The following is a 25,580-nucleotide window of genomic DNA, read 5'->3' as shown; positions in this document are numbered from 1 at the left end:
CTCTTTTCTATACGCTGACCTGCTGGTTATCGTTTGCAGACGTCCCCTTATCCAGTTCGCTTTCCTCTTTGAATTTTTGTTTATCCCACATTCTAAAAAACGGATAATATACGAGGAATGAGATGGTCAGGTTGATCAGCTGCATGACGGCCCCGGAAAACTTCCCGCCCGTCGCCAAATACCCCGAGAAGCCCGGCGGCATCGTCCACGGAACCGCGATGCCGGCCGGTTTTGCGACAAGACCGGTGCTCATTCCGATATAGGTTGCCGTAATCATTAAAAGCGGTGATATGATGAATGGAACTAAAAGCATCGGGTTCATGACGATCGGCATTCCGAAAATAATCGGTTCATTGATGTTAAAAACAGCCGGCCCGATCGCCAGTTTCCCAAGCTGCTTCATTTGCTTGCTCCGCGCCCTGAGACACATCGTGATGACCAGCGCCAGGGTGGCACCGCTTCCGCCGATATTGATCCAAATTTCGAAAAACTGGGTTGTGAAAATGTGCGGCAGTGCTTCGCCAGCCTGGAAAGCAAGGCGGTTCTCATCCATTGCGCTGTACCAGATGGGGGACATAACCCCGCCGACAATATTTGCTCCGTGCAGTCCGCATGACCACAGCAGCATTTTGACGGTTTCCGCCACAAGGCTCCCGCCAAGGCTTCCCCCAAGAATGGAAAGCGGTGTGCCCAAAATGACATTGACCACATTATGGAGGCTTTCAAACGGCGTCAATTCAATAATGAGGCGGGCAATCCAGATCAGGCCAATCACCGCGAATCCCGGAATCAGCGCGATGAATGATTTGCTGACCGCCGGCGGCACACCGTCAGGCATTTTAACGACAATGTCTTTTTGCACAACCCAGCGGTAAATTTCCGTCGACAGCATGGCGATGAGCATGCCGATAAACAGGCCTTTGCTTCCCATCAGCGAAATCGGAATGCCTCCCGACACCAAAATCTCTTCAGTGGAACCTTCAGGTGTAAATGGAATCTGATAAGGTGTAGCAAGCAGGAATGCAGCCACGGCTATCGCTCCTGATGACAAAGCGTCGATATCGTATTTTTCGGCAAGGCGGTATGCGATTCCAAATGTCGCGATAAGCGCCATAATATCAAAGCTGACGCCTACCGGATAGCTTAATTTCTCAGCCCATTTGTCTCCGAAGATTCCCGACATGAATTCCGGATATCCGGGGATTGGCAAGTTGGCTAAAATCAGAAACAGCGAGCCGATGATGATGAGCGGCATGGTGAGAATGATTCCGTCCCTGAGAGCCTGCAAGTGGCGCTGAGCGGCAATCCTGCCGGCAACCGGCATAACCTTCTCTTCTAAAAAGGCATTCATCTTATTCACACGCCCGCCTCCCTTAAGAACCGGCAAGCTGTTCTGCGGATTTTAGGACTTCCGCTCCATTACAAGTTCCGTAATGGACCGTGTTGATGACATCGACAGGCACTCCTTTGGAATCTCCTAATTTTTTCAGCTGCGGAAGCATATAGCGGACCTGCGGGCCCAGCAGCAAAACATCCGCTTTATCAATATGATTTTGGACTTCCCCTCCGGAAACAGCCCAAATGGTATAATCTTTTCCTTGTTCCTCTGCGCTTTTTTCCATTTTTGTCACGAGCAGACTCGTTGACATCCCTGCAGCACACGCTAATAAGATATTCATTTTGATATGGCCCCCTTTTACATATAAGTTCTCGTTTTCTTGTACAGTTCCATCATAATATGAAACCGCTTTCATATTAACTTAATGATTTTCCTCTTCTCTGAGGAAAAAAGACAAGGGAACATTTTTATCCAAACGCCGGCGGGTTTGGGCTGTTTTTTCGGAAAACGGACATAAACTCCTGATATGATCTGCATTTTAAAAGCTCGCTGACAATGGACCGATCATCCAAAACATTGCCCAGCAACTTGTACATGCCTTGCAGATTTGATGTATTATCCTTTTCAACACAGAGCAGGCAAATCAGCTGAACCTTTTTATCCTCCCAATCGATCGGTTTTTGCAGCGTGCATACCGCCCAAAATGTCACAGCTGTTTGCGGCGCCATCGGATGAGGGATGGCCACAAGATTGCCAAAACAGGTTGGCGCAACGGCCTCCCTTTCAAAAACGGAACCTTCAAGCCCTTCGTCTGCAAGCCCCAGCTGTGTTACTTTTTCGCATAAAAAACGGAGAACGTCCTCTCTTGATTGAAAGCTTTCTTGCAAGAACACGAGCTGTTCCCTCGTATATTTTGCGGCGAGTTCCTGATCTGCCGTAAGGATTTGTTCAACTTTCGCCAGATCGGTTCCCCCCAGGATCGCATTTACTTTGATAACCGGAATGGGGAGCTCTTCAGGCAGAGGAATCGTGCTGATCACAAAGTCGAGGGTGTTTAGCGGCATTTGGTTGAGCTTGTAGTAGTCAACCGTACCAAGGATGTCAAGCTTCGAGCCGAATTTTGCCCGCAGTCTGTCCTGCAGAAGCATGGCACTGCCTGCTCCGGAAGCGCAGACAATCATACAGCGCTTTGAAGGGATATTCATCTTTCTCCTTTCCATTGCGGCGCCGATATGTAAAGCGAGATAGCCGACTTCACTTTCCTGAATGTCAAACCCCGTTTCTTTTTTGATCACCTCACCGGCCTGGATGCCGGCTTCAAATGCGAGAGGATAGTTGGCCTTAATCGCATCAAGCATCGGATTTCTGATATTCATGCCATATCTGCAGCGATTCAAGGCAGGTTTTAAGTGGAGGCTGAGGCCGATTTTTAACTCTTTGTCGTGTTTGATGCCAAGCGTGAACTTGTCTTCAATCGTCTCCATGATCAATCGTGTCAGCCGGTCGGTTTTTTCATCGATGAAGCTTTCTATTTTATCGCAGTTGAGAGCTGCCATCGCCGTCCTTTTGGCTCCAAGCAAATGAATGGCGATATAAGCCGTCTCTTTTTCCGGAAATGTCACGTTCAGCTTTTGTTCAAGTGTGCGAACAATCGCGCGCGCCACTTCATATTCTTTGTGATTCATAATTTCTTGAATATCTTTGGAATAAAGAGAGACATGCCTGCCCTTGCGGATCCGCCTGCAGGCGATGGCAATATGGATCAGGAGGTTGTTTAAGCCGATATCGGAAAGAGAGATTTGGTCTTCGCTTATTTTTTCTAGAATGGTCTGGCGGATAAGGCCCAATTCCTCTTTCGGAAGAATGGATATTCTAGCGTTCATAATATCAACATCCGTTTCCCGTTTAGGAAAAATGTGCTCAGCTATACAATAGCGCAGCTTCATTTCATCCCCTTTCAGCTTAAAGCCGTAGTTCGGTTTGATCTCCAGCTCAATGCCGTAAGGTTTCAGCCTTTTTCTTACATCTCTCATATCGTTTTGAACCGTCGACTTGCTGATATACATCTCGTCCGCCAAGTCTTCCAGTTTCAGATAATCATCGGTTAATAGCAGCCTTTTTAATAAATAGAGAATGCGTTCATTCGGAAACACAGGTTTTGAAAGCTCATCTTGAAAGGTGTTTTGCAAAAGCTGGCGGAAGAGGCGTTCGTTTTGAACGGAGAGCCGATAGCCGGCTCCTCTGATCGATTGAACGGCGGCTCCGTTTTTGAGGAGAAGGTGGTCTAATTCTTTCATATCTGATCTGACCGTTCTGGAGGTAACGTTTAACTGATTTGCCAAATAAGCGCTTGTTAAAGGTGTTTCCGCTGTCATCAATTCGCCGAGAATGAGCTTTAGCCGAGCATTGAGCATAAAATGGCCCCCTTTTAAGTCGCTTGAATCGAGAACCTGACAGGCAGGCTGTGTTCCGCCGGTCTACATCTATTCAATCAATATGTGAAAATTCTCTCATAGTTTAAGTAAATTCTATTATGATTGCGTTTTCAAGTCAATTTACCCATTCCATAGAAAAACAGCCGGTTCAACCGGCTGTCGGACGTTTTTTCCCGCTTCGGTTTTTGATGATTTTTCTTGCGATCGGATAGACGACAGGCGCCCATTTGACGAGATATTTCATCATTTTTTTCATCGCTTTGCTCCCTCCCGTTTTCCTTCACCATTACCCTGGGAACACGGGAGTCAAAACATGGCCTACCTGGAAACATAGCGGTTCCCTTTCACCCAAAAGCGCCAAGGGTATTCCCGCGCTTCCCCCGAGTTCTCGATTCCAATGCGCGGGCCGCATGAAATCTCTTTTGGGGTATACCCTTTCGCAATATAAAGCGGCGGCTCCGTCAGCAGCTTGCCGTAATCATCCATCGTTATCGAAAGCGCCTTTGTCAGCTTCCCGGGACCATTCGTCCAATCGCGTGGTTTTTTTCCGCTCCTTCTTTTCTCCATCAGCAAAAGCCCTTCATGCGGTTCAATCGCCCTGATGAGGACGGCTTCCGGCTCATCAACGCTTGCGCTCACAACGTTGATCAAGGTGTGGGTATGCATGGTGTACGTATATACCACACCGGCTTTTCCGAACATGACTTCTGTCCGTTTTGTCCGGCGGTTTCCATAGCTGTGGGCCGCCCTGTCTTCAGGACCTCTATATGCTTCGGTTTCGACAATATATCCTGAGGCCAGCCCCTCCTCAGTCTCTTTCACGAGAAGACATCCTAATAGAGACTGCGCCAGTTCAATCGTAGGTTTTTTGTAGAAATCGAGCGGCAGCGGCTCATGCTCCTGTGCTTGATTCATTTGAAAAAGCCTCCTTTGATTGTGATCCATTTTAACACCTTTTGCAGGTCTTTTACTAGAAACGGAAGGCTTTCATATGGGGGCTCTATATGTCAAACATGCCTCAGACCGCCTAAGATAAAGTGAACAACTTTGTCCGAAACTTTTGGATCTGCGTACCCCTCAGGCAGCTTCCAATCGGTATCGGCTTTCATCATCAATTCTGCGGCGCTGACGATGCGCTCTGCTTCAAGTCCTGAGACAACATTGCTCCCGCACATGACCGTCTCGGGCCTTTCTGTGCTGTTTCTGATCGTTACGGAAGGAACTCCGAGAATGCAGCTTTCCTCCTGCACCGTCCCGCTGTCTGTGATCACACATTTTGCATGCTGCTGAAGGCGGATGAAATCAAAAAAGCCAAACGGCTCACAAAATGTCAGCAAAGCATCGTCACTTTGTATGCCAAACTTCTGCAAACGGTCGCGTGTCCTTGGGTGAACACTGCATATAACCGGCATCTTATGGGATTTCGCCAGCGTCTCAAGGGCAGTGACGATATGTTGCAGCCTTTCTTTCACATCCACATTTTCCGCCCTGTGCGCAGTGACCAATAGAAAGGCACCGCTCTCCACCTTCAAGTCGTCGAGCACATTCCGCTGCGCAATTTCTTCTGCGAAATGGTTCATCACTTCATAAATCGGATTTCCGGAAACCCAGATTCTTTGAGGATGCATGCCTTCCCTTTCCAAATTTTCTTTGGCGATGTTTGTATAGGGCAAATTAAAAGATGCGATCGAATCGATCACCCTCCGATTGATCTCCTCCGGAACCGAGTTGTCATAACAGCGGTTGCCGGCCTCCATATGATACACGGGAATTCCGTACCGTTCGCCGAGGAACGCGCACAGCGCACTGTTCGTATCGCCGAGCACAAGCAATTTATCGGGCTTAAGCTTGACGATCAGCTTCTCGACCTCTGCAAAAATCTCGCCAATTTGTGCGCCGATCGAATGATGTGACAGCTTAATGTGATGATCCGGCAGCCGCACATTCAACTGTTCAAAAAAGATTTCGCTCAGTTTTTCATCATAGTTTTGACCGGTGTGCACCAATATATGCTGGTCTGCAAGCTGATCAAGCTTGCGAATGATCAAACTTAAGCGGATGATCTCCGGTCTGGTTCCGATAATCGTCATGATCTTCATTATCTTACTCCTTTTTAGAACTAAAGATAGATGGAACAGCCATACCGGCGCCGGGCTGCGCCCATGCCCCGAAAATCTATATATGTATATTCATTTCATGAAAAATTGTGCTGTTTCAAAGGTTGAAGCTCCCTTCTCAAAAAGCGGGATGATTTCTCTAAAAATATGCTGAATTGTCTTCAATCAGGCGGTTCTATCACACAAATTTTTCTAAAAATCATATACATTTATATGCTAGTTTTAACAGTCTATCAATAGATCGGTTTTTAGGAGGATACGTATGTTTAAAAACACCCGAATATTGCTTACCGGAGGCACCGGTTCCTGGGGAACGGAGCTCACGAAAAAATTGCTGCCGTATCAGCCGAAAGAGATCAGGATTTTCTCAAGAAATGAATTCACGCAGATCAGCATGCAGCGGGAATTTGACCACCACCCTTCAATAAAATTTTTGATCGGTGATGTCAGGGACTATCCCGCTTTGGAAGAGGCCTCTAAAGATGTTGATTATATCTTCCATCTCGCCGCACTAAAACACGTTCCAATCTGCGAGGATCAGCCTGAAGAAGCACTGAAAACGAACGTCATCGGGACCCAGAATGTCATTCGCGCCGCCATCGCCAACAAAGTCAAAAAAGTCATTGATGTTTCGACAGATAAAGCGGCGGATCCGGTCAACTTTTACGGAATGACGAAGTCGCTTGGCGAAAGATTGATGATCCGGGCCAATGATTATAGTGAGGATACAGATTTTGTATGCATCAGAGGCGGAAACGTGCTGGGAACAAACGGAAGCGTCGTTCCGCTTTTTAAAAGCCTGATTATGAAAGGGCAGGACCTGACATTGACATCAAAAGAAATGACGAGATTTTTCCTCACCGTCGGCGAAGCGATTGATTTGCTGCTCAAAGCTTCCAAAGAAGCGATTGGAGGAGAAATCTTCGTCATGAAAATGAAAGCCTGCAATATTTTGGACCTTGCCGAAGTTCTGATCGAAGAATTGGCTTCAAGCCCTATCGGAATCAAAGAAATCGGAATCCGCCCGGGAGAGAAGCTCCATGAAGTGCTCGTCTCAAATCATGAAGCACCGTTTACTTATCTATATGATGCTCAATATTATGTGATATTGCCTTCACACCCTTCAGAAAAGCTGGTTCGCCGCTACCGGAAGTTCACGAAAGCCGATTTTCAGAAATTCCAATCCAATGACCTGCTCATGACCAAACCGGAAATCGCTGACATGTTGAGAAAAGGAGGGTTTCTACAGTGAGGCTGCTGATTTTAGGGGGAAATGGAATGGCAGGCCATGTATTGAAAGAATATTTCTCTGCCAAAGAACACTATGAAGTGTTTTGGACACAGCGGCAAACACTGCCCAATGATTTAAATTGCTTTTTTCTCGATGCGGCAAACACGGATGAATTAAAAAAGCTGCTGCAAAAGGTAAAACCTGATGCCGTGATCAATGCAGTGGGCATCTTAAATGATGCCGCTCGCCAGCGGCTTGTTGAAGCGATTCATATCAATAGCGTTCTGCCGCATCTATTATCCGAGATGAGCAGCATCTATGACTATCGTTTGATTCACATCAGCACCGACTGTGTCTTTTCAGGTGCAAAAGGAAAATACACGGAAACGGATGCGAAGGATGGAAGCTCTATCTATGCGCAGACGAAAAGTTTGGGCGAAGTGACAGACGGTCAAAACCTGACGGTCAGAACTTCCATTATCGGGCCCGAGCTTAAGGACGGCATCGGTTTGTTCCATTGGTTTATGAAGCAAAAGAACAGCGTCCACGGGTATAAAAACGTGTTCTGGAACGGGCTGACGACCCTCGAATTGGCAAAGGCGATCGAACAGCTTCTCACTTCAAATGTAAACGGCTTGATCCACTTGACGGGGAACCGGTTCATCTCCAAATACGAGCTGCTCGTCCTCATCAATCAAACCTTTTCCAAAGGAATCACGGTTACACCCGAATACCGCACCCGGTCTGATAAAAGCCTTGTCATGACACGGGAGGATGTACCTTATCAGCCTGTCGGCTATGAACAAATGCTCGCCGAACTCAAACAGTGGATCGATGATCGGCCTCATTTATATGAATATTGAAATGAAAAAACAAACATCACCATTTGATGTTTGTTTTTGGTTTTAGCGCTCATAACATGGTTGACATTGACATATCTGTATTATTGTATACAATTATATTTATATTCTGAAAAAGGAGGCGAAAACGTTTTTCATGCACTCTTCAAATCCAGTCAAAAGGCAGTCTGCAAGTGATTACGCTTATAATGAATTAAGAAGCAAAATCATCGAACTCGACTATCCGCCCTCAGAACAGCTCGCCGAGGACAGTCTTGCAAAAGATTTAGAAATCAGCCGCACTCCGCTGCGCCAGGCTCTTTACCGGCTGGAGCTTGAAGGATTGGTCACCAAACAGCCAAACGGCAGGCTTCGTGTTTGTCCAATCTCACTTGAAGAAGCGAAGGAAGTATTTAAGGTCCGCGAAGCACTTGAAGGGCTCCTCACCGCCGAAGCCGCACAGCTTGTGAAAACCGAGCGCCTTCACCAGCTTGAAGACAGAATCGAATTGATGAAGATGGCCGCCGCGAAAGATCGCAAAGCCGATACGGTCAAATACGGATCTGAATTTCATTCCATTTTGCAGGCCATCAGCAAAAATGCAACCGCAAAACGTTTTCTTGAACAGCTTGAAAGCAGGATTGAACGGTACCGGAGAATCAGCGGGTACAAAAACCCCGACTACAAACCGTCCATATCCTTCAATGAACACTTGGAGATTTTCAAAGCCGTGAAAGAAAAAAACGGCTGTTTGGCAGAAGCAGCCATGCGATCTCATATCAGACGAAGCTTACGTTCCATTGAAGAAACGCTCGAACGTTTAGACTAGCCCTCCGAAAAGCCGACGCCAATTTCACATCGCGTTTTTGAACAAAAAAACGAATATGGGGTGGAAAAATGGGCAAACAAGGTGTATTTAAACCTGGATTAGAAGGCGTCATTGCCGGGGAGACCAACATATCCTTTCTGGATACCGAAGCTGAAGAAATCGTCATTAAAGGCTATGATCTCATCGAACTTGCAGAACAAAAAACATACCTCGACCTCGTCTATCTCCTCCTGCAGCATAAGCTGCCTGATCCGATGGAACTGAAAGGAATTGAAAGCGCTTTAAAGAATGTTTATGAACTTCCGAAAGGAATCTATAGCATTCTGTCATCGCTGCCGCAGTCTACTCACCCGATGGATGCACTCAGAACCGGGATTTCGGCTTTATCGGGATACGATCCGGAATTAAATGACCGGTCAAAATCAGCCAATACGGCGAAAGCGCTGCGCCTGATCGCACAGGTGCCGAATATCGTCGCAAACAGCTACCATATCCTTCATCAACAAGAAACCATTCTACCTGACAAAGACTTGTCCTACAGCCAGAACTTTTTATACATGTTGACGGGAAAAACGCCGAACGAACAGGAGACGGCTGTCTTTGATCAAACATTGATGCTCTACAGCGAGCATGAAATGCCGAACTCCACTTTCACCGCCAGAGTCATCGCCTCGACAAACTCAGACATATACGGAGCATTCACAGGTGCCGCCGCCTCACTCAAAGGTCATTTGCACGGCGGGGCCAATGAAGCGGTCATGCATATGCTGCTCGAAGGAGAAACAAAATCGGGCTTTGTGAAGCTGATACAGCACAAATTAGCCAACAAAGAAAAAATCATGGGCTTTGGACACCGCGTATACATGAGAAAAATGGACCCGCGCGCCGCCCTTTTGAAAAAAGCGCTCTTTACGCTGTCTCACAAGACCGGAAGACAGGACTTATTTGAAATGTGTGATGAGGGCGAAAAGCTGATGCGCGAAGAAAAGGGGCTCTATCCGAATCTTGATTACTACGCGGCTCCCGTCTATTATCTGCTCGGCATTCCGATCGATCTCTACACACCGATTTTCTTTGCGGCCCGCTCAGTCGGCTTAAGCGCCCATGTCATTGAACAGCATGCGGAAAACCGCTTGTTCCGTCCGCGTGTTCACTATAAGGGACCGCGCGATCTTCATCCATAATCTTAGAATTCGCCAAGAAAGAAGGGATTGTTACATGAAAACGCAAATGACAGCGACTCAAGGATATGATCAGCTGCTTGAAGAAATTGCAGATTACACGGTCAATACCGCCATTTCCAGTGAAGAGGCGCTTGAGACGGCGCGTTATGTCTTAATGGATACACTCGGCTGCGGTTTGCTGGCGCTGAAGTTTCCCGAATGTACAAAACAACTCGGTCCGATCGTACCGGGCACCGTCGTCCCAAACGGAACACGCGTGCCGGGTACGCAATTCGAACTCGACCCCGTGCAGGGTGCATTCAACATCGGCTGCATGATCCGCTGGCTCGATTATAATGACACATGGCTTGCTGCCGAATGGGGCCATCCTTCAGATAATTTAGGCGCCATTTTGGCCTGCGCCGATTTCGTCAGCAGACAGCGGCTCGCTGCCGGCAAAGAACCGCTCACCATCGCCGACGTGCTGACAGCGATTGTGAAGGCCCATGAGATTCAAGGCGTTCTCGCTCTGAACAACAGCCTGAACAGAAATGGACTTGACCATGTCTTATTTGTCAAAGTCGCTTCGGCAGCTGTGGCATGCTCGCTTTTGGGCGGCACAAAACAGGATGTCATCAACGCCGTTTCACAAGCCTGGGTTGATAACTCAAGTCTGCGGACATATCGGCATGCACCGAACACCGGCTCGCGGAAATCATGGGCCGCCGGGGATGCGACCAGCCGGGGCGTGAGGCTCGCACTCATGACCCTCAAGGGCGAAATGGGCTACAAAACCGCGTTGTCCGCGCCAATGTGGGGATTTCAGGACGTCTTATTCGGCGGAAAAGAATTGACGCTTGCCAGGCCGCTCGATTCCTACGTCATTGAAAATGTTCTCTTTAAAATTGCCTATCCTGCCGAATTCCACGCGCAAACGGCGGCAGAAGCGGCGATTAGGCTTCACAGCGAGGCAAAGGATCGACTTGATGAAATTGATGAAGTGGTCATCACGACTCACGAATCGGCCATCAGAATCATCGACAAAACGGGAGAGTTGCACAATCCCGCAGACCGTGACCATTGCCTTCAGTATATAACAGCCATCGGGCTGATCTACGGCGACATTACAGCTGATCATTATGAGGACGAAACAGCGCAAAATCCAGAGATCGACCGGCTCCGCGAAAAAATGAAGACGGTTGAAAACAAACAATACTCTCTCGATTATCTCGACCCGGAAAAACGATCTATCGCAAATGCCGTGCAAATTTTTTATCAAGACGGCTCACAATCGGAAAAAGTGGCGATCGAGTACCCGATCGGCCATCGGCGCCGCCGCAGTGAAGGCATCCCGCTGTTAAAAGAAAAATTTACGAACAATTTAAAAACCCGTTTTCCCGCCGGACAAGCGGAACGAATCAATGCTTTGCTCAATGATCCGCAAACATTAAAAAAGACATCTGTCCCAGACTTTATGGAACTGTTTGTTATCTAGGAGGTTTTAACATGTGGATTGTTTCAAAACAAGCGAGCCAGAAAGAACTCGCCGAGAGCTTCAGACGGCTCATGGAAGCGCCGGATATTTTGAAAATCCCCGGTGTCCACGACGGAATGGCGGCGATAACCGCTAAAAAAATCGGCTTTCAAGCGCTCTATCTTTCGGGCGCCGCTTATACGGCAAGCCGGGGAATGCCGGATCTCGGGATGATTCACTCAGAGGAGATGGCGGAAAAAGCCCGTGAACTTGTCAGAGCCGCGAACCTCCCGCTTTTGGTCGATATTGACACAGGCTACGGCGGTGTTTTGAATGCGGCGCGAACGGCCGCGGAAATGGCGGAGAACAGAGTCGCGGCCGTTCAAATCGAGGATCAGCAGCTTCCGAAAAAATGCGGACACTTAAACGGAAAAACACTGCTCCCGGCCAGGGACATGATCGCAAAAATCAAAGCGATCAAACAAACCGCTCCATCACTTGTTGTCGTAGCGCGCACGGATGCAAAGGCTGTGGAAGGAACCGAAGCCGCCGTCAAACGCGCCAATCTGTATGCTGAGGCGGGAGCTGACGCAATTTTTCCGGAAGCATTGACAAGCGCGGCCGAGTTTCAAGAAATGGCTTCTGCCATCAAGGCGCCTGTGCTCGCCAACATGACGGAATTCGGAAAAACCCCTTATTTCACGGCGGAGGAATTTCAACTGCTCGGATGCAGCATGGTGATTTATCCGGTCACTTCACTAAGGGCCGCCGCGAAGGCGTATGAGCGGGTCTTCACGGAAATTTACGAAAAAGGCACGCAAAAAGGCGCACTAAAGGATATGCAGACGCGCGAAGAGCTGTATGATGCCATACATTACTATGATTATGAAAAAATGGACGAAAACATCGCCAAGACCATACTGCCCGAGATCGGAAAAGAAAACCGCTAATCCAAACGAAAGGGCTGCCAATCGGCAGCCTTTTTCATTTACACCAATGTCATGAAAGCCCCACCGGCTGCCCCCGCCGCCACAATGATCCAAGGCGGAAGCTTCCAATAAACAAGCAGGCTGAACAATACGGCTGCTAACGCAAAGTCGAGCGGCGTGAGGATCGAACTCGTCCAGATCGGCTGATAGAACGCCGAGATCAAGATGCCTACGACAGCTGCGTTCACACCCATTAATCCCCCTTTTATTTTTGGATTTCGCCGCAGCGCATCCCAGAAAGGCAGCGTTCCCAAAATGAGCAGGAAGGCCGGTAAAAAGATCGCGGCCGTTGCCAGCAGTCCCCCCTGCCAGCCATTCATCACAGCGCCGAGATATGACGCAAACGTAAACAATGGACCCGGAACCGCTTGAGCCGCACCGTACCCGGCTAAAAAGGCTTCTTCGCTTAACCATCCTGTTGGAACAAATTCACGCTCCAACAATGGCAGGACGACATGCCCGCCGCCGAATACGAGAGAACCCGATCTGTAAAAACTGTCAAACATCGCGACCCAGCCTATGGATGTCATGTCCCTTAAAACCGGGAGAAGGACGAGAAGTCCGAAAAATAAGCTTAGACAAACGGCGGCAAACCGGCGGGACACCGGAAATTCCATGACGGAAGCGGCCGTTTCGCTTTGCTCTTTGTAGAAAAGATAGCCTGCAAAAGCGGCCAGTATGATGACGCCAACCTGGGTAAAAGCCGTCTGCCAAAGCAGTGTGGCGACAAGCGCGAATAACGCAATCGCCTTTCGCTTTAAATCAGGCGTCAGTTTTTGCGCCATGCCGAGGATCGCTTGTGCGACCACGGCAACGGCAACGATTTTCAAGCCGTGAATCCAGCCGGCTGTCCCGATGTCAAGTCCCTGAAGGAGCAAGGCAAAGATCACCAATGCGATGACAGACGGGAGCGTAAATCCGATAAACGCCAAGATTCCCCCGAGCACACCGGCGCGCATGACGCCGATGCCGATCCCGACCTGACTGCTGGCCGGACCGGGCAAAAACTGGCATAACGCGACCAGATCGGCGTAGTTTTTTTCGTCCAGCCATCTTCTTTTGCGGACATACTCTGCGTGGAAATATCCCAAGTGGGCAATCGGCCCGCCGAAAGACGTCAGTCCAAGCCTTGTTGAAACGAAAAGAATTTCAATCAGCGTCTTTAATCTTCGATCCGCTTGATGCTTTGTCATTGATTTAAACTCCTTTCGGCTATTCTTTAATTTCCTTAAACAGTTCATATGCTTTCAATCTGGCTTCTTTCAGCACGCCCATGCCTTTTTCCGTGGCGGAATAATACTTTCTGATTTTCCCGTCTACATTTCGTTCTTCTTTGACGAGAAGTCCATCGGACTCCATCGAATGGAGAATCGGATATAATGTGCCCGCACTGATGTTGTATCCGTGTTCTTTTAATTCCTCCAACATCCATAATCCGAAAATCGGTTGTTCACCGGCATGATGCAAAATGTGTATTTGAATAAATCCAAGGAATAGTTTTCGCAGCACTTTATCTTCCAATACAGCACCTCCTTTTATCGATATCCAATATCGAAATCCGATATCGGCTTTACATAATTGGAGTGTAACATCTGCTTTCTCCAATTTCAAGCTCATTTGAACGGAAAAAAGCAAGCCTTGCTTTAGGCTTGCCCATTCCTTTTAAGATTGATATTGCACGCGGTGCAGGCTGGCGAAAACCCCGCCTTTTTCAACCAATTCATCGTGTGATCCTTCTTCCGCGATTCCGTCTTCGGTGACGACCACAATCCGGTCGGCATTGCGGATGGTGGCGAGCCTGTGGGCGATGACGAGCGTTGTTCTGTCTTTTGCAAGCTCTGTCAAAGCGTTTTGGATGATTTGCTCCGTCTCTGTATCAAGAGCGGATGTGGCTTCATCCAAAATGAGAATCGGCGGGTTTTTAAGAAACATGCGCGCGATCGCGATCCTCTGTTTTTGACCGCCGGACAGCTTCAGCCCTCTTTCACCGACCTGTGTTTCATAGCCGTCCGGAAGCGACGCTATCAGCTGTTCCAAATGCGCCATTTTGGCGGCTCGTTTGATTTCTTCATCAGTTGCATCCAATTTTCCGTAGGCGATGTTTTCGCGGAGAGTGCCTGTAAATAAAAAGACATCCTGCTGGACAATCCCAATTTGTGAACGAAGCGACCGCTTTGTCATGTCGCGGACATCGATTCCGTCAATCGTAATCGCACCGCCGTCCACATCGTAAAAGCGGGGAATCAGTGAGCTGATCGTCGTTTTGCCCGCTCCAGACGGCCCGACGAAAGCAACCGTCTCACCCGCTGTAATCGAAAGATCGATTCCATTCAGAACAGGCTTGTGCTCTTCATAGCCAAACGTCACATTGCAGAATACAATATTTCCTTCCAATGCGGGAACATCAACAGCATCCGCGCGGTCAACGATCTGCGGCTCGGTATCGATCAGCTCCGTAAAGCGCTTGAAACCGGCCATCCCTTTCGGATAAAGCTCAAGAATCGCGCTGATTTTATCAATCGGTTTAAACAGAACATTGACATACAAAACAAAACCGACAAATTCGCCGTATGACATGTTCCCGGAAAAGCTGAGCCATGCTCCGAACACAAGGACCGCGAGAATCATCAGACGGGTCATCAAAAATGTTCCCGCCGTCGTCAGCGCCATTGTTTTATAGCCTTTCAGCTTGGCCTTGCGGAATTTTTGGTTGTTTTTTAAAAAACGGGAAATCTCAAAACGTTCATTCGTAAACGATTGAACGACGCGAACACCTGACACGCTGTCCTCAACCCTTGCATTGACATCGGCAAGCTCACTGTACATCTCTCTCCAGGCCCGGTTCATTCTAATATTTGAATAAGTGATCAATATGATCAAAAGCGGGACAAACAAAATCGCGACGAGCGCGAGCTTTACATTGATCGTCAGCATGATCCAAAACGCTCCCACAAAGGTCATGACCGCGATAAACAGATCTTCCGGTCCGTGATGGGCAAGCTCGCCGATGTCAAACAGATCGTTTGTAATGCGGCTGATAATATGCCCGGTCTTCGTGTTATCAAAATAGCGGAACGATTGGCGCTGCACATGCTGAAACAGATCCTGGCGCATGTCCGTTTCAATATTGATCCCCAGTTTATGCCCGAGATAATTGACAATATACTGAAGACCCGTGCTAAGCAAATAGATCACAAGCAGTCCGATGCTGACCCAGACGATGTCAAACCATTCTCCCCCGGGGATCAGCGTATCGATGAACCATTGGACAACCAAAGGAAACGCCAGCTCTAAAAGAGCGACGATAATCGCACTGCTGAAATCAATAAAAAACAGCCGTTTATGAGGTTTATAGTATGAAAAAAAGCGGCGTATCATAGATGTGCACTCCTTATCTAAACTCTTTACGAAATAGATCGTATCATAGTTTTCGGTGCGAAGTGCAAAAGTTTTGAAAAATAATTGAAAATTATTCTCAAGCGGTACACGGCCTCATAAAGGAAGCCCAGCCTCCCGAGCGCCCTGAACGACAAGCTTCGCGATTTCTCCCGCGCCGTATTCAGAGAAGTGTGTGTTGTCACTGACACCGTCTGGATAATTGGGATGCTCCCCAGGTTCAAGCCACAAAAACAGTTTTTTCGAAGCTTCAGGCCCCAATGATTGCAGCAATCGGCCGCTTTTTAAGGCGAGGTCAATAAGCGGTGTCTGAAGCTCTGAAGCAAGCTCTCTCACCGCATCGGGATAGTCGCCGTGCGTATCGGTTAGACAGCCTTGATTGTCAAACGCTCTCCTTGCTACCGGTGTGATCAGCACCGGATTGGCATTTTTCCGCCTTGCCGAATCGACATAGCGGCCGAGATAGACCTTGAATGTTCCAAAGGGATCTGTATGGCGTTCATCCGGTTTTTGATCGTTGTGTCCAAACTGGACAAATAAATAGTCGCCGCCTCTGATTTGCTTCAATATCTTCTCCAGCCTGCCTTCTTCAATAAAGCTTTTTGAACTTCTCCCCGATGCCGCTTCGTTCCGGACCAACAAGCCCGGCTTCACATACTCTCCAATTTTTTGACCCCATCCGGCACGCGGGGCAACAGAAGCATCATAGTCTGATACCGTTGAGTCCCCAGCCAAGAATAATTGAATGTCTTGCATGTTCCATCCCCCTTTTTTCTACACTACAATAAATATACATTTTAATCCATTTTGTTCTTTATACGACTCTTTTTTATAGAAAAACACCCTCAATTGACAGAAAACTATCAATTATTTTAAATTTTTTTAGAAAATTAACTAAAAATATTTACTTGTATGGTAAATGATGATAGATTAAGTAAACAAGAAAAGGAATTTAGTAGATCGCGATCGTAATTGTACCTTTTCTTGAATATTTTAGGACGTCCTCTAACACTTACATTGCCATTTAGGAGGAACATTCAGATGCGAAAACGGAAATTCATTAGTAAAATCAGTGTTGGTCTATTAACGTCAGCGGCATTAATTTCATTTATTCTTCCTACTTCTGAGGCAAGCGCAAAAGAAGTGAAAACCAGCCACTACAGATGCCCGATTTTTTGCCATCCGCACAAGCCGCATCCTTGGAAGCCTTGTCCGGATCAACCGCAGAAACCTGGCAACCCAGGCAATCCGGACAACCCGCAGCAGCCGGATAATCCGACTCAGCAGCCTGTGCTTGAGGCCAAGACCATTAACAGCAATAAAGAATGGACAACTTCCGATATTGAAATCACATATAAACCGAATACATTTGTCGGTTCAAGCTATGTCGAGTTTCATTTCCCTTACCGCTTTCACGCCAGCACAAGGGATACACTAAATGGTAAAACACTTGATTACACACAAATTTTAGATGATGGGCAGACGGTCAGAGTGCCAGTCTATGCGTTAAGCTCATCTGAATTTAAGCTTGTGATGGTGCGGAAAACGCTTCCGAACGCAGGCACGCACAGAATTACCGCTGAACTAAAGCAAAACGGGAAAAACATTAATCATGCCGAAACAACATTGGAGATTGTTCCTCGTTAAATAGCGGACATCCTTAAGGCAGAGGGAATGAGCCTTTGCCTTAAGGCCGCACATAAACAGGTCTCCCCCTTTCACACTCTTTTCATATTTTTTTGAATATTTTATAAAAAATATTTACTTCATTGGTAATGAATGATAGATTAACATAAGCAGGAAAAGGAATATAGTAGTTTTAAATCTTATTATTTCCTTTTTAGCGACTGTTTTCTATTCGTTTTTAGGGAGGAGAATGTTTATGTTTAAACGAAAATTCATCGGTAAATTGTGTGTCGGTCTATTATCCTCAGCAGCACTGTTTTCATTTATTCTTCCGGCACAAAAAGCAAACGCTTCCTTTTTCAGAAGCGCTCCGACACTTCATGTTGAAACGGTTGACAGTAATAAAGAGTGGACAACCTCTGACATCGAAGTCACTTACAGGCCAAACTCGTTCGTCGGCGCCAGCTATGTTGAATTTAACTTCCCTTACCGCTTTCATGCCAATACAAGGGATTCTCTGAACGGGAGAACATTGAGCTATACACAAATTTTAAATGACGGACAGACGGTCAGAGTGCCCGTTTATGCTTTCAGCTCTTCACAGTTTAAGCTGGTGATGGTCCGGAAAACGCTGCCTAACGCAGGTACACACACAATCACCGCTGAGATGCAAAAATTCGGCAGAAACTATCATCACGCTGAAACCACAGTGGAGATCTTCCCTCGTTAAACATCACTATTTAAGCCTGCCGGCAGTTTCGCCGGCAGGCTGTTTTATTTTCCGACCAGCACTTTATAACAGGTCAATGCACCGATATTGCAAACTAAAATAACGGCGGCCATCGGCAAAGCCGTATGACTTCCGGCGATGCCCACAAGCGGCGCAGCCGCCGCTCCCAAAATAAACGGTAAAAGTCCCAAAAGCGCTGATGCGCTCCCTGCTGACTTTCCTTGGCTTTGCATGGCCAATGATCCGCTTGACGTCGTCACGATTCCGATACAGGAAACGACCACAAACAGCGGAATTAAAACGAAAAACAGCGCTGCTTGAAAGAAGACGGTTATGAACAGGACAAGGCTGGCGGTCAAAGATATGCCCAGCCCGCATCTCAACATGGCAGCTTCTCCAAACCGCTCCGCAAGCCGGCCCGTGATTTGGGCAGCGATGATAATGCCTAAACCGTTTAGTGCAAAACAAAAGCTAAAAGCTTGTGCCGATAGCCCGTAAATGTCTTGCAAAACAAACGGAGAAGCAGATATATAGCCGAACATCCCGGCAACGATCAACCCCTGCGCCAAAGCATACCCCATAAAGGAACGCTGACCAAACAGTTTTCCAAATGATGCGAACGTCTCCTTGAAACCGCCCTTCGTCCGATTTTCCGGGGAAAGAGACTCTCGAATTCCAAATATAACGGACAGAATCATGATCATGCCAAAGAGACCGATGATCAAAAAGACGCCGTTCCAAGTTGCAAATTTCATCAGCTGTCCACCCGCAACCGGAGAAATGATAGGCGCAATCCCGTTAACCAACATCAGTAACGAGAAAAACTTCGTCAATTCTGTGCCCGAATATAAGTCCCGGGCTATCGCTCGGGATATCACGATGCCGCCCGCTCCCGCCGCACCTTGAATAAACCGCATGGCGATCAACACCCACACAGATGATGTCAAGGCGCATAAAAATGACGCCGCGGCAAAAACGGCTAATGAAACAATAAGCGGTATTCTTCTGCCCAATACATCACTAAAAGGGCCGATGACAATTTGCCCGAGCGCCAATCCCAATAAACACGATGTTAAACTCAGCTGAACGACGGAAGCATTCGTATGTAAATCAGCCGCCATCTGCGGAAGCCCCGGCAAATACAAGTCGATCACAACCGGTCCGATTCCGGATAAAATGCCCAATATGACAGCAATCCACACTCTGTTCGGCTGCGCTTTCACCCGAGGTGCAATATCTGCCTGGCTGTTTGGTATACTCATTGGATCACTCCTTTCATATTGAAGGCGGAAAACTGATCTTTCAGTGTATTGTATACCTACTTTCATGATCCTGACAATAAAAAAAACCGGGCTAGCCCGGCAGATTAGTAAGCTTCATATCTTTTAAAAACAAATACGGTTGACATAAACAAAAGAAGCACAATAGCTGACGATGAAAAGACCATCCAGTAAAAAGCATCATCCCATGAACCGTGGAGGATAAAATAACTGGCTTGGTTTTGCGCTTTATCCGGCGTCCATTTAGTAAAGCGGGGAAACAGCGAACCCGCCAATGAAAGTGCCGCCGTCACACTGATGCTCGCACCGGCAATCCCTCCGACACGACGGAACAAAGCGCTGAAAAACATTGTCATCGTCATCACAAATAGAATCCATATACTGTATACGAATAAACTGAATAGAAAACGTTCAATCTCAACTTTACTGAATAGAAGATTTGTATAATAAAAGGCTAGACCGTAGCTCACAGCAAATGAAGCCAATGCGAGCAACCCCTGTTGAAGCCATTTGCTGCCAATATAATACAACGGACTGACAGGCCTCGTCATCACTAATGAAAGGGAGCCCTCGTTCCGTTCATTGACAATGCTGCCCATCACACTGAAAACGAAAATCGCAGTACCAACCGTTCCAAACTGGGACAAGGTGCTTGCCATAACCTCCCCCCCACTCGGCCTTGGTATGTCGATGACAGCCCCCTTCGGAAGATTCCCGGCCATGTCGATGATCTCGGGCATATAATACAGGCTGATCGGCTGAATCAAGCCAAGAAGGATCAGAACGGCAGGCATCCAAAGCATCTTTCCGCCCTTCCAACTTTCCTTCCATTCTTTTTGGAATAAAATATAAAATGAATTCATAGCCCCATCACCTTCATATAAATATCTTCCAAAGACTGTGTTTTTTGTTCAAAACGAAGAATGGATACATGTCGATTCAAGCATTCTGCCAGTAAGCGACGGTGATCGGATTGCTCGGTTAAAAAAATTTTAGCCTTTGAAGGCTTTTCATATGCAACCTTGCTGACGTAAGGCAAATGTTCCAGCCATCCTTCAAGGCTTTCTTCAGCGGCCAAAATGCAGGACGGTGTGTGATGCTGATACTTTAATTGGTGAAGCGGGCCTGACCATTTGACAGCCCCTTCTTTCAGCATGATAATTTGATCGCAAACCTCTTCTGCATCATGGAGTACATGAGTTGAGAATAGAATCGTCATCTTCTTTTTTAACTCTTTCATCATGTCGAGCACTTCGCGCCGTCCTGCCGGATCCAGTGCTGCAACAGGTTCATCCAGGATCAATAGCTTTGGCTCGTGTACTAGAGCTTGTGCCAGTCCGAGCCTTTGCTTCATTCCTCCCGAAAAACCGCCGATTTTCCGGCCTTCATCCCTTTCCAGACCGGCATAGCGCAAAGCGTTTCGACTCTTTTTCAATGCCTCACGTCGTTTCAGCCCTGAAAGCCTTGCAGCAAACAGCATATATTCCAGAGCCGTCATCCAGGAGAAAAAAGCGGGATGCTGAGGCAGGTATCCGATTTCCGACCGGTTTATCGATTCCCGGCCTAAAAACTGTATACGCCCGGATGTTGGCGTCAACAGACCAGACAGCATTTGCAATGTCGTTGTTTTACCCGCCCCGTTAGGTCCGAGCAGTGCGGTGCATTGCTGATGCCGGAGGTCAAAGCTGATATTTTGGACGGCTTTGTGCTGTTTATATATTTTCGTTAAATGATTGACGGACAACATCAAATACGCCTCCTGCCGTGTGTTTTTTTACCGATGACAAAGTAAGAGACAGGACCGATAAAACTGATCCCTGCGATGATCAAAACCCACAGCCACTTCGGACCATTTGTTTCCTCCTTTAAGCAACTGACCAATGCGGACAATATTAAAATCAAATACAGCACAATGAAAGGGGCGATCAACGCCCAAGGTATATCTGCTCCAGCCATTAAGGGGTCCTCCTTTTCTTATGAAACGGCCGTACAACAAATAAATAATAGAATAATAAAGGCATCGGAGTTTGAATCAGGCCCCATATTCCCCAAAACCACGCGTTGCTGCCTTTTTTCTTCGCATCAAGAAAAAGAAAAATGCTCTGTGCGAATAACAGCGGTGAGATCAAAAGGAGCACCAGCAGTTTTTCTTGATTCATTTCAAGGTTCATCTACTCAGCCTCCCCATCAGCCGTCCGCCGCCTTTTTTCTAACACGGCGAGCGCCGGAAGCAATACAAGCGCCACTACCTGCGACATCATAAAAACAGCTGGAACTTGAATGAAGATCGTCAAATAAACCGATAAAATCACCAACGCTGCGCCGATAAAACAAAGCAATTCCTTTTGGAGCGCCCGTTTGCGCTCTTTTTTAAATTGGGCCAAACGCTGATCCAGCTCAAATTGATGAGGAACCGAAGGATCAAAGGTATCGTCAATCATTTTCAATTCCCTCTTCAAATGTGTTACCATTTCTTTTTCCTCTTGCTCATTCACCGTTCCCACTCCTTTCGAATTTTCTTTAACCCATGATGCACGCGGGATTTGACAGTACCCTCTTTTATTTTCAGCATTTTTGCCACTTCAGGGTATGAAAACCCGTAGTAATGTCTTAATAGGATTGGCATTCTGAACTCAGGCTCAAGTGCAGCGAACAGCTCCAAGTATTCGCTCCATTCGTGGCCGCGCAAAGAAGATTCCCATTTCATTTTTCGCAAAGCTGCCTCTTCCGCAGCCCGCGTTTTCCGCTTCTCGCTCTTTCTTCGGCGCTGATGGTCGATAAACAGCCGGGAAGCAATTGAAATCAGCCATGTTGAAAATTTTGCGTTTCCCTGAAATTGCTGAAGGCCAAGATACGCTTTCAACATTGTTTCTTGAACCAAATCCTCTGTCAGCTCAGGATGAAGCGTTAATTTCAGCACATATTGATATAAAAAGGGGTAATTGAGCTGAAACAGTTTTGTAAAAGCGGCATCCTCCCCATTTTTTGCTTGTTTAATCAGTTCTTTTTCATCTGCTTGATCCACTAAAATGCCAAACCCCCTTTTCTGTATCTGTATCTAAGACGATCTCCGCCAGCAAACCGTTCAATTCTATCGTAAAAAGATAAAAAATGATCTTGTTTTCAGCCCGTTATTTATGGTGTACTTGAGATTAAAGGGGTGTGAGATAAAGGGAATGGAACTACGGGAAAAAGTTGTTTATGAAGAAAGTCAAATTTTAAAGAAAGACCATGTGATTTTTGGGGGAGCCGTCTTTTGCTTCTGGTTTGCTACATATATTTATGTCCCTGTTTTTGGATTGTATTTAGGGAACATCGGTTTCTCCTATTCAGCGATCGGGATTATTTTGGGAAGCTACGGCATCACACAGATTTTGTTAAGGTTCCCGTTCGGGATTCTGTCGGATGTCCTTGCCCCGCTGAGAAAACAGCTGTTTATCACGGGCTTTGCCATGTCCCTTTTGAGCAGTTTGATCTTTTTGTTTTTCGATTCGTTTTTGATGGTGATCACCGCCCGGCTTATGGCAGGGATTACCGCAGCCATGTGGGTGATGGCAACCGTTTTATACGCGCAGTATTTTACAAAAGACCGTTCTGCGAAAGCGATGGGGATTCTGCAGTTTTTGACGGTTTTGCCGCAGTTTGTCAGCATGGCTGTCAGCGGATATCTCGTCCATTTATTCGGCTGGATGTTTCCGTTTTGGATCGGGGTCATCGTTTCATTTATCGGTCTGGTTCTCTCGTTTTTTATTAAAGATCAGGGGGCGCGGGAGCCGGTTAAGGGGATGAGGCTGTCAGACTATGTGAAACAGACTTGGAGACTGCCGCGATTGAAAGCGATTGCAATTCTGTCGTTTTTAGCCCACGCCGTTTTGTTTATGACGGTGTTCGGATTCACGCCCATCTATGCAGAGACGATCGGAATCAATGAAGAACAGCTGATCTGGATCATGTGCGCGTTTTTTATTCCTCAGGCGGGAGCATCTATATGGTGCATCTTCTACAATACGAAGCGCGCGGATGGCCTTATCTTCGTGTCTTATGTGATAACGGCTGTTTTTTTTGGCCTTCTGCCGTTTGCGAAAACGCTTTTCACCGTATGCCTGATACACGCTGTGACCGGACTGACATTAGGATTTATTTTTCCGCTTCTGGTTAGCCAGGTCGTGCAGATCGGCACCCCGAAGCTGAAGATGTCTGTCATGGGCTTTTATCAATCCTTTTATGCGCTCGGTTTTTTTCTCGGCCCGATTGCGGCCGGCAAAGTGGCCGAACAGTTCGGCCTGCGCGAGGTCTTTTGGTTTGCAGGCGCTTTGTCATTAGGGGGGGCAGGAGTGATGCTGGTTTCCAGGCAGTTTATTACCCGTACAAAAAGCAGGCGGTGATGATGCCTGCTCTTTGTATGCGGGTGCATACGGTCACTTTTTTAATAAGGATCTTCACTATGCCCTTTTTCCTCCGCCTGCTTCGGCGCGTCTTCCGCACCTTCCGCTCCGATCGGTTCCCTGCTGGATGTATTTTGACTTGAGGCGTTTTTCAAGCCTTCCTCGATCCTGCTTCCATATTCCGAATCACATTGCTTGAACAGATCGATCATTTTCGTTTGAATTCTGTTGTCACATGGAGCGAGTGTATTGACCAGGTTTGTGATCAATTCGTCTTTTTCCCGATCATCGAACTGCCTGTAGGTCTCTCCCGCCTGTTTAAAATTATTCTGCCTGTCGATCGATTCGCGGACCAGATTTCCTTCAACATGCGGGGTGTATTCCTTGCCGTCCTGTTTCGCTTCTTTCAGCCCGTTGATGGTTGAAGGTTCATAGTTGATGTGCGGACTTTGATTTTTGCCTAAATCGACCTTGTATTGCATCTGCCCTCCCCGCTGATTGGTCGCCACCCTTTTTTTCGGAGCATTGATCGGCAGCTGGAGATAGTTGGGCCCGACTCTGTAGCGCTGCGTGTCTGAGTAGGAAAAGGTTCTCCCTTGCAGCATTTTATCATCGGAAAAATCGAGCCCGTCCACAAGCACGCCCGTCCCGAATGCAGCCTGCTCCACTTCTGTAAAATAATCTTCAGGGTTTCGATTGAGCACCATTTTGCCGACAGGAAGCCATGGAAATTGATCCTCTGGCCAGAGTTTGGTGTCATCCAGCGGATCAAAATCGAGCTCCGGATGATCATCATCGCTCATGATTTGCACGAACAGCTCCCACTCCGGATAATCTCCGCGCTCAATCGCTTCATACAAATCTTGTGTGGCATGATTGAAATTCTTCGCCTGAATCTCTTCCGCTTCATTTTGCGTCAAATTTTTAATGCCTTGTTTCGGCTCCCAGTGGTATTTCACAAGGACGGCTTCCCCTTCTTTGTTCACCCACTTGTATGTGTTCACGCCGGACCCCTGCATTTGCCGGTAGTTTGCAGGAATACCCCATGGTGAAAACAAGAAGGTGATCATATGCATCGCTTCCGGAGTATTTGAGATAAAATCGAAGATTCTTTCGCCATCCTGAAGGTTTGTAACAGGATCAGGCTTAAACGCATGGATCAAGTCAGGGAATTTGATGGCGTCGCGGATAAAAAAGATCTTTAGGTTGTTGCCGACAAGATCCCAGTTGCCATCCTCAGTGTAAAACTTGACCGCAAATCCGCGCGGGTCACGCAGCGTTTCCGGTGAAGACATCCCGTGCGTAACCGTGGAAAAACGGACAAATACAGGAGTTCTTTTGCCTTTTTCCTGAAACAGCTTCGCTCTCGTATACTTTGAAACCGGTTCGTCGCCTGCCGTCCCGTAAGCCTCAAAATATCCGTGCGCACCGGCTCCCCGCGCATGGACGACCCGCTCCGGAACCCTTTCTCTGTCAAAATGGCTGATCTTTTCTAAGAAATCATAGTTCTCCAATGTCGAAGGGCCTCTATTGCCGACGGTCCTGATATGTTGATTGTTTGTTACAGGATGCCCCTGGCGGTTTGTCAATGTGTCGTCTGTTTCCATATCGGACTTTTGCTGATTTGAGCTGTGCTCCATCTTATACACTCCTTTATTTGGAATCGTCCTTAATTTATCCCAATTCGGGAAAGTTATTCGGAATCATGACACTATGTAATCATCGATAATAAATTTTTGTTTATAAT

Annotated in this window: 26 protein-coding genes; 9 read left to right on the top strand and 17 right to left on the bottom strand. The window is 47.2% G+C overall.

Annotation, left to right across the window (positions count from 1 at the left end; genetic code table 11):
* Positions 1 to 7 precede the first annotated feature (7 nt).
* The 5 genes from celB to wecB all read right to left on the bottom strand — a co-directional run bounded on the left by celB (position 8) and on the right by wecB (position 5,873).
* Positions 8 to 1,360, bottom strand: coding sequence for a PTS cellobiose transporter subunit IIC (celB, locus tag ACINLD_RS11405; RefSeq protein WP_077735996.1), 1,353 nt, complete (start codon positions 1,358 to 1,360; stop codon positions 8 to 10).
* 13 nt (positions 1,361 to 1,373) lie between these two features.
* Entirely contained in the window at positions 1,374 to 1,679 is a 306-nt protein-coding gene (gene licB, locus ACINLD_RS11400) for a PTS lichenan transporter subunit IIB (RefSeq protein ID WP_026589224.1), read from the bottom strand.
* Between the two features lie 127 nt (positions 1,680 to 1,806).
* Entirely contained in the window at positions 1,807 to 3,753 is a 1,947-nt protein-coding gene (locus tag ACINLD_RS11395; RefSeq protein WP_026589225.1) for a BglG family transcription antiterminator, read from the bottom strand.
* A 339-nt stretch (positions 3,754 to 4,092) separates the two neighbouring features.
* The gene (locus tag ACINLD_RS11390; RefSeq protein WP_026589226.1) at positions 4,093 to 4,689 is read right to left on the bottom strand and encodes a DNA-3-methyladenine glycosylase; all 597 of its coding nucleotides are present in this window, start codon (positions 4,687 to 4,689) and stop codon (positions 4,093 to 4,095) included.
* A 92-nt stretch (positions 4,690 to 4,781) separates the two neighbouring features.
* A complete protein-coding gene (gene wecB, locus ACINLD_RS11385) occupies positions 4,782 to 5,873 on the bottom strand; it encodes a non-hydrolyzing UDP-N-acetylglucosamine 2-epimerase (RefSeq protein WP_026589227.1) in 1,092 nt (363 codons plus the stop codon).
* A 280-nt stretch (positions 5,874 to 6,153) separates the two neighbouring features.
* On the opposite strand from wecB, the gene ACINLD_RS11380 reads away from it, so the two are divergent.
* From ACINLD_RS11380 to prpB, 6 genes are all read left to right on the top strand, one after another.
* The gene (locus tag ACINLD_RS11380) at positions 6,154 to 7,143 is read left to right on the top strand and encodes a polysaccharide biosynthesis protein (RefSeq protein ID WP_077735994.1); all 990 of its coding nucleotides are present in this window, start codon (positions 6,154 to 6,156) and stop codon (positions 7,141 to 7,143) included.
* A complete protein-coding gene (locus tag ACINLD_RS11375; RefSeq protein ID WP_077735993.1) occupies positions 7,140 to 7,985 on the top strand; it encodes an SDR family oxidoreductase in 846 nt (281 codons plus the stop codon). Before ACINLD_RS11380 ends, ACINLD_RS11375 begins: the two co-directional genes overlap by 4 nt.
* Positions 7,986 to 8,118: 133 nt before the next feature.
* Positions 8,119 to 8,790: a GntR family transcriptional regulator gene (locus tag ACINLD_RS11370; RefSeq protein WP_026589230.1), complete on the top strand. Its 672-nt coding sequence runs from the start codon at positions 8,119 to 8,121 to the stop codon at positions 8,788 to 8,790.
* Positions 8,791 to 8,858: 68 nt separating this feature from the next.
* Complete coding sequence (gene mmgD / locus ACINLD_RS11365) at positions 8,859 to 9,974, top strand: citrate synthase (protein ID WP_026589231.1); 1,116 nt, start codon at positions 8,859 to 8,861, stop codon at positions 9,972 to 9,974.
* A gap of 34 nt (positions 9,975 to 10,008) precedes the next feature.
* Positions 10,009 to 11,448 (top strand): bifunctional 2-methylcitrate dehydratase/aconitate hydratase, encoded by a 1,440-nt coding sequence (locus ACINLD_RS11360; protein WP_026589232.1) that lies wholly within the window; start codon positions 10,009 to 10,011, stop codon positions 11,446 to 11,448.
* 11 nt (positions 11,449 to 11,459) lie between these two features.
* Positions 11,460 to 12,377, top strand: coding sequence for a methylisocitrate lyase (gene prpB / locus ACINLD_RS11355; protein ID WP_026589233.1), 918 nt, complete (start codon positions 11,460 to 11,462; stop codon positions 12,375 to 12,377).
* Positions 12,378 to 12,415: 38 nt separating this feature from the next.
* On the opposite strand, the gene ACINLD_RS11350 is transcribed toward prpB, so the two are convergent.
* The 4 genes from ACINLD_RS11350 to ACINLD_RS11335 form a co-directional block, all read right to left on the bottom strand.
* Complete coding sequence (locus ACINLD_RS11350; RefSeq protein ID WP_077735991.1) at positions 12,416 to 13,609, bottom strand: chromate transporter; 1,194 nt, start codon at positions 13,607 to 13,609, stop codon at positions 12,416 to 12,418.
* A gap of 19 nt (positions 13,610 to 13,628) precedes the next feature.
* Positions 13,629 to 13,937, bottom strand: coding sequence for a PadR family transcriptional regulator (locus ACINLD_RS11345; RefSeq protein WP_026589235.1), 309 nt, complete (start codon positions 13,935 to 13,937; stop codon positions 13,629 to 13,631).
* A gap of 141 nt (positions 13,938 to 14,078) precedes the next feature.
* Positions 14,079 to 15,794 (bottom strand): ABC transporter ATP-binding protein, encoded by a 1,716-nt coding sequence (locus ACINLD_RS11340; RefSeq protein ID WP_409444381.1) that lies wholly within the window; start codon positions 15,792 to 15,794, stop codon positions 14,079 to 14,081.
* 114 nt (positions 15,795 to 15,908) lie between these two features.
* Positions 15,909 to 16,568 (bottom strand): rhamnogalacturonan acetylesterase, encoded by a 660-nt coding sequence (locus ACINLD_RS11335; protein ID WP_409444382.1) that lies wholly within the window; start codon positions 16,566 to 16,568, stop codon positions 15,909 to 15,911.
* Positions 16,569 to 16,853: 285 nt separating this feature from the next.
* On the opposite strand from ACINLD_RS11335, the gene bslB (ACINLD_RS11330) reads away from it, so the two are divergent.
* Together bslB (ACINLD_RS11330) and bslB (ACINLD_RS11325) are read left to right on the top strand one after the other, a co-directional pair.
* Positions 16,854 to 17,459, top strand: a complete 606-nt coding sequence (bslB, locus tag ACINLD_RS11330; protein WP_026589238.1) for a biofilm surface layer hydrophobin BslB — start codon at positions 16,854 to 16,856, stop codon at positions 17,457 to 17,459.
* Between the two features lie 235 nt (positions 17,460 to 17,694).
* Positions 17,695 to 18,168 carry a biofilm surface layer hydrophobin BslB gene (bslB, locus tag ACINLD_RS11325; RefSeq protein ID WP_409444383.1) on the top strand — a complete coding sequence of 158 codons (474 nt, stop codon included), beginning with the start codon at positions 17,695 to 17,697 and terminating at the stop codon, positions 18,166 to 18,168.
* Positions 18,169 to 18,212: 44 nt separating this feature from the next.
* Here the strand turns inward: bslB (ACINLD_RS11325) and ACINLD_RS11320 are convergent, their stop codons facing one another.
* From ACINLD_RS11320 to sigY, 7 genes are all read right to left on the bottom strand, one after another.
* On the bottom strand, positions 18,213 to 19,430 hold the full coding sequence (locus ACINLD_RS11320; RefSeq protein WP_026589240.1) for a multidrug effflux MFS transporter: 1,218 nt from the start codon (positions 19,428 to 19,430) through the stop codon (positions 18,213 to 18,215).
* Between the two features lie 104 nt (positions 19,431 to 19,534).
* A complete protein-coding gene (locus ACINLD_RS11315) occupies positions 19,535 to 20,311 on the bottom strand; it encodes an ABC transporter permease (protein WP_026589241.1) in 777 nt (258 codons plus the stop codon).
* Positions 20,308 to 21,195 carry an ATP-binding cassette domain-containing protein gene (locus ACINLD_RS11310; protein WP_409444384.1) on the bottom strand — a complete coding sequence of 296 codons (888 nt, stop codon included), beginning with the start codon at positions 21,193 to 21,195 and terminating at the stop codon, positions 20,308 to 20,310. The genes ACINLD_RS11315 and ACINLD_RS11310 overlap by 4 nt, the downstream gene beginning before the upstream one ends.
* Positions 21,195 to 21,404: a PLDc N-terminal domain-containing protein gene (locus ACINLD_RS11305; protein WP_026589243.1), complete on the bottom strand. Its 210-nt coding sequence runs from the start codon at positions 21,402 to 21,404 to the stop codon at positions 21,195 to 21,197. The genes ACINLD_RS11310 and ACINLD_RS11305 overlap by 1 nt, the downstream gene beginning before the upstream one ends.
* Entirely contained in the window at positions 21,404 to 21,619 is a 216-nt protein-coding gene (locus ACINLD_RS11300) for a hypothetical protein (protein WP_026589244.1), read from the bottom strand. The genes ACINLD_RS11305 and ACINLD_RS11300 overlap by 1 nt, the downstream gene beginning before the upstream one ends.
* Entirely contained in the window at positions 21,620 to 21,943 is a 324-nt protein-coding gene (locus ACINLD_RS11295; protein WP_026589245.1) for a YxlC family protein, read from the bottom strand.
* Positions 21,940 to 22,473 carry an RNA polymerase sigma factor SigY gene (gene sigY / locus ACINLD_RS11290; protein ID WP_026589246.1) on the bottom strand — a complete coding sequence of 178 codons (534 nt, stop codon included), beginning with the start codon at positions 22,471 to 22,473 and terminating at the stop codon, positions 21,940 to 21,942. Before sigY ends, ACINLD_RS11295 begins: the two co-directional genes overlap by 4 nt.
* A 151-nt stretch (positions 22,474 to 22,624) precedes the next feature.
* Here sigY and ACINLD_RS11285 point away from each other — a divergent pair, with 151 nt between their 5' ends.
* Positions 22,625 to 23,833 (top strand): MFS transporter, encoded by a 1,209-nt coding sequence (locus ACINLD_RS11285; RefSeq protein ID WP_026589247.1) that lies wholly within the window; start codon positions 22,625 to 22,627, stop codon positions 23,831 to 23,833.
* A 41-nt stretch (positions 23,834 to 23,874) separates the two neighbouring features.
* Here the strand turns inward: ACINLD_RS11285 and ACINLD_RS11280 are convergent, their stop codons facing one another.
* A complete protein-coding gene (locus tag ACINLD_RS11280; protein WP_026589248.1) occupies positions 23,875 to 25,473 on the bottom strand; it encodes a catalase in 1,599 nt (532 codons plus the stop codon).
* Positions 25,474 to 25,580: the final 107 nt, after the last annotated feature.

This window comes from Bacillus sp. z60-11, from assembly GCF_046464135.1.
Taxonomy (GTDB): Bacteria; Bacillota; Bacilli; order Bacillales; family Bacillaceae; genus Bacillus; species Bacillus sonorensis_A.
Note: the sequence above shows the minus strand (reverse complement) of the source record. Positions and strands in the feature narration are given on the sequence as shown.

What these genes read in the sequence shown, in the direction of transcription:
- licB (WP_026589224.1), bottom strand. Translation starts at nt 1,679, where the DNA reads ATGAATATCTTATTAGCGTGTGCTGCAGGGATGTCAACGAGTCTGCTC.
- ACINLD_RS11395 (WP_026589225.1), bottom strand. Translation starts at nt 3,753, where the DNA reads ATGCTCAATGCTCGGCTAAAGCTCATTCTCGGCGAATTGATGACAGCG.
- ACINLD_RS11390 (WP_026589226.1), bottom strand. Translation starts at nt 4,689, where the DNA reads ATGAATCAAGCACAGGAGCATGAGCCGCTGCCGCTCGATTTCTACAAA.
- wecB (WP_026589227.1), bottom strand. Translation starts at nt 5,873, where the DNA reads ATGAAGATCATGACGATTATCGGAACCAGACCGGAGATCATCCGCTTA.
- ACINLD_RS11380 (WP_077735994.1), top strand. Translation starts at nt 6,154, where the DNA reads ATGTTTAAAAACACCCGAATATTGCTTACCGGAGGCACCGGTTCCTGG.
- ACINLD_RS11370 (WP_026589230.1), top strand. Translation starts at nt 8,119, where the DNA reads ATGCACTCTTCAAATCCAGTCAAAAGGCAGTCTGCAAGTGATTACGCT.
- mmgD (WP_026589231.1), top strand. Translation starts at nt 8,859, where the DNA reads ATGGGCAAACAAGGTGTATTTAAACCTGGATTAGAAGGCGTCATTGCC.
- ACINLD_RS11360 (WP_026589232.1), top strand. Translation starts at nt 10,009, where the DNA reads ATGAAAACGCAAATGACAGCGACTCAAGGATATGATCAGCTGCTTGAA.
- prpB (WP_026589233.1), top strand. Translation starts at nt 11,460, where the DNA reads ATGTGGATTGTTTCAAAACAAGCGAGCCAGAAAGAACTCGCCGAGAGC.
- ACINLD_RS11350 (WP_077735991.1), bottom strand. Translation starts at nt 13,609, where the DNA reads ATGACAAAGCATCAAGCGGATCGAAGATTAAAGACGCTGATTGAAATT.
- ACINLD_RS11340 (WP_409444381.1), bottom strand. Translation starts at nt 15,794, where the DNA reads ATGATACGCCGCTTTTTTTCATACTATAAACCTCATAAACGGCTGTTT.
- ACINLD_RS11335 (WP_409444382.1), bottom strand. Translation starts at nt 16,568, where the DNA reads ATGCAAGACATTCAATTATTCTTGGCTGGGGACTCAACGGTATCAGAC.
- bslB (WP_026589238.1), top strand. Translation starts at nt 16,854, where the DNA reads ATGCGAAAACGGAAATTCATTAGTAAAATCAGTGTTGGTCTATTAACG.
- bslB (WP_409444383.1), top strand. Translation starts at nt 17,695, where the DNA reads ATGTTTAAACGAAAATTCATCGGTAAATTGTGTGTCGGTCTATTATCC.
- ACINLD_RS11320 (WP_026589240.1), bottom strand. Translation starts at nt 19,430, where the DNA reads ATGAGTATACCAAACAGCCAGGCAGATATTGCACCTCGGGTGAAAGCG.
- ACINLD_RS11315 (WP_026589241.1), bottom strand. Translation starts at nt 20,311, where the DNA reads ATGAATTCATTTTATATTTTATTCCAAAAAGAATGGAAGGAAAGTTGG.
- ACINLD_RS11310 (WP_409444384.1), bottom strand. Translation starts at nt 21,195, where the DNA reads ATGTTGTCCGTCAATCATTTAACGAAAATATATAAACAGCACAAAGCC.
- ACINLD_RS11305 (WP_026589243.1), bottom strand. Translation starts at nt 21,404, where the DNA reads ATGGCTGGAGCAGATATACCTTGGGCGTTGATCGCCCCTTTCATTGTG.
- ACINLD_RS11300 (WP_026589244.1), bottom strand. Translation starts at nt 21,619, where the DNA reads ATGAACCTTGAAATGAATCAAGAAAAACTGCTGGTGCTCCTTTTGATC.
- ACINLD_RS11285 (WP_026589247.1), top strand. Translation starts at nt 22,625, where the DNA reads ATGGAACTACGGGAAAAAGTTGTTTATGAAGAAAGTCAAATTTTAAAG.
- ACINLD_RS11280 (WP_026589248.1), bottom strand. Translation starts at nt 25,473, where the DNA reads ATGGAGCACAGCTCAAATCAGCAAAAGTCCGATATGGAAACAGACGAC.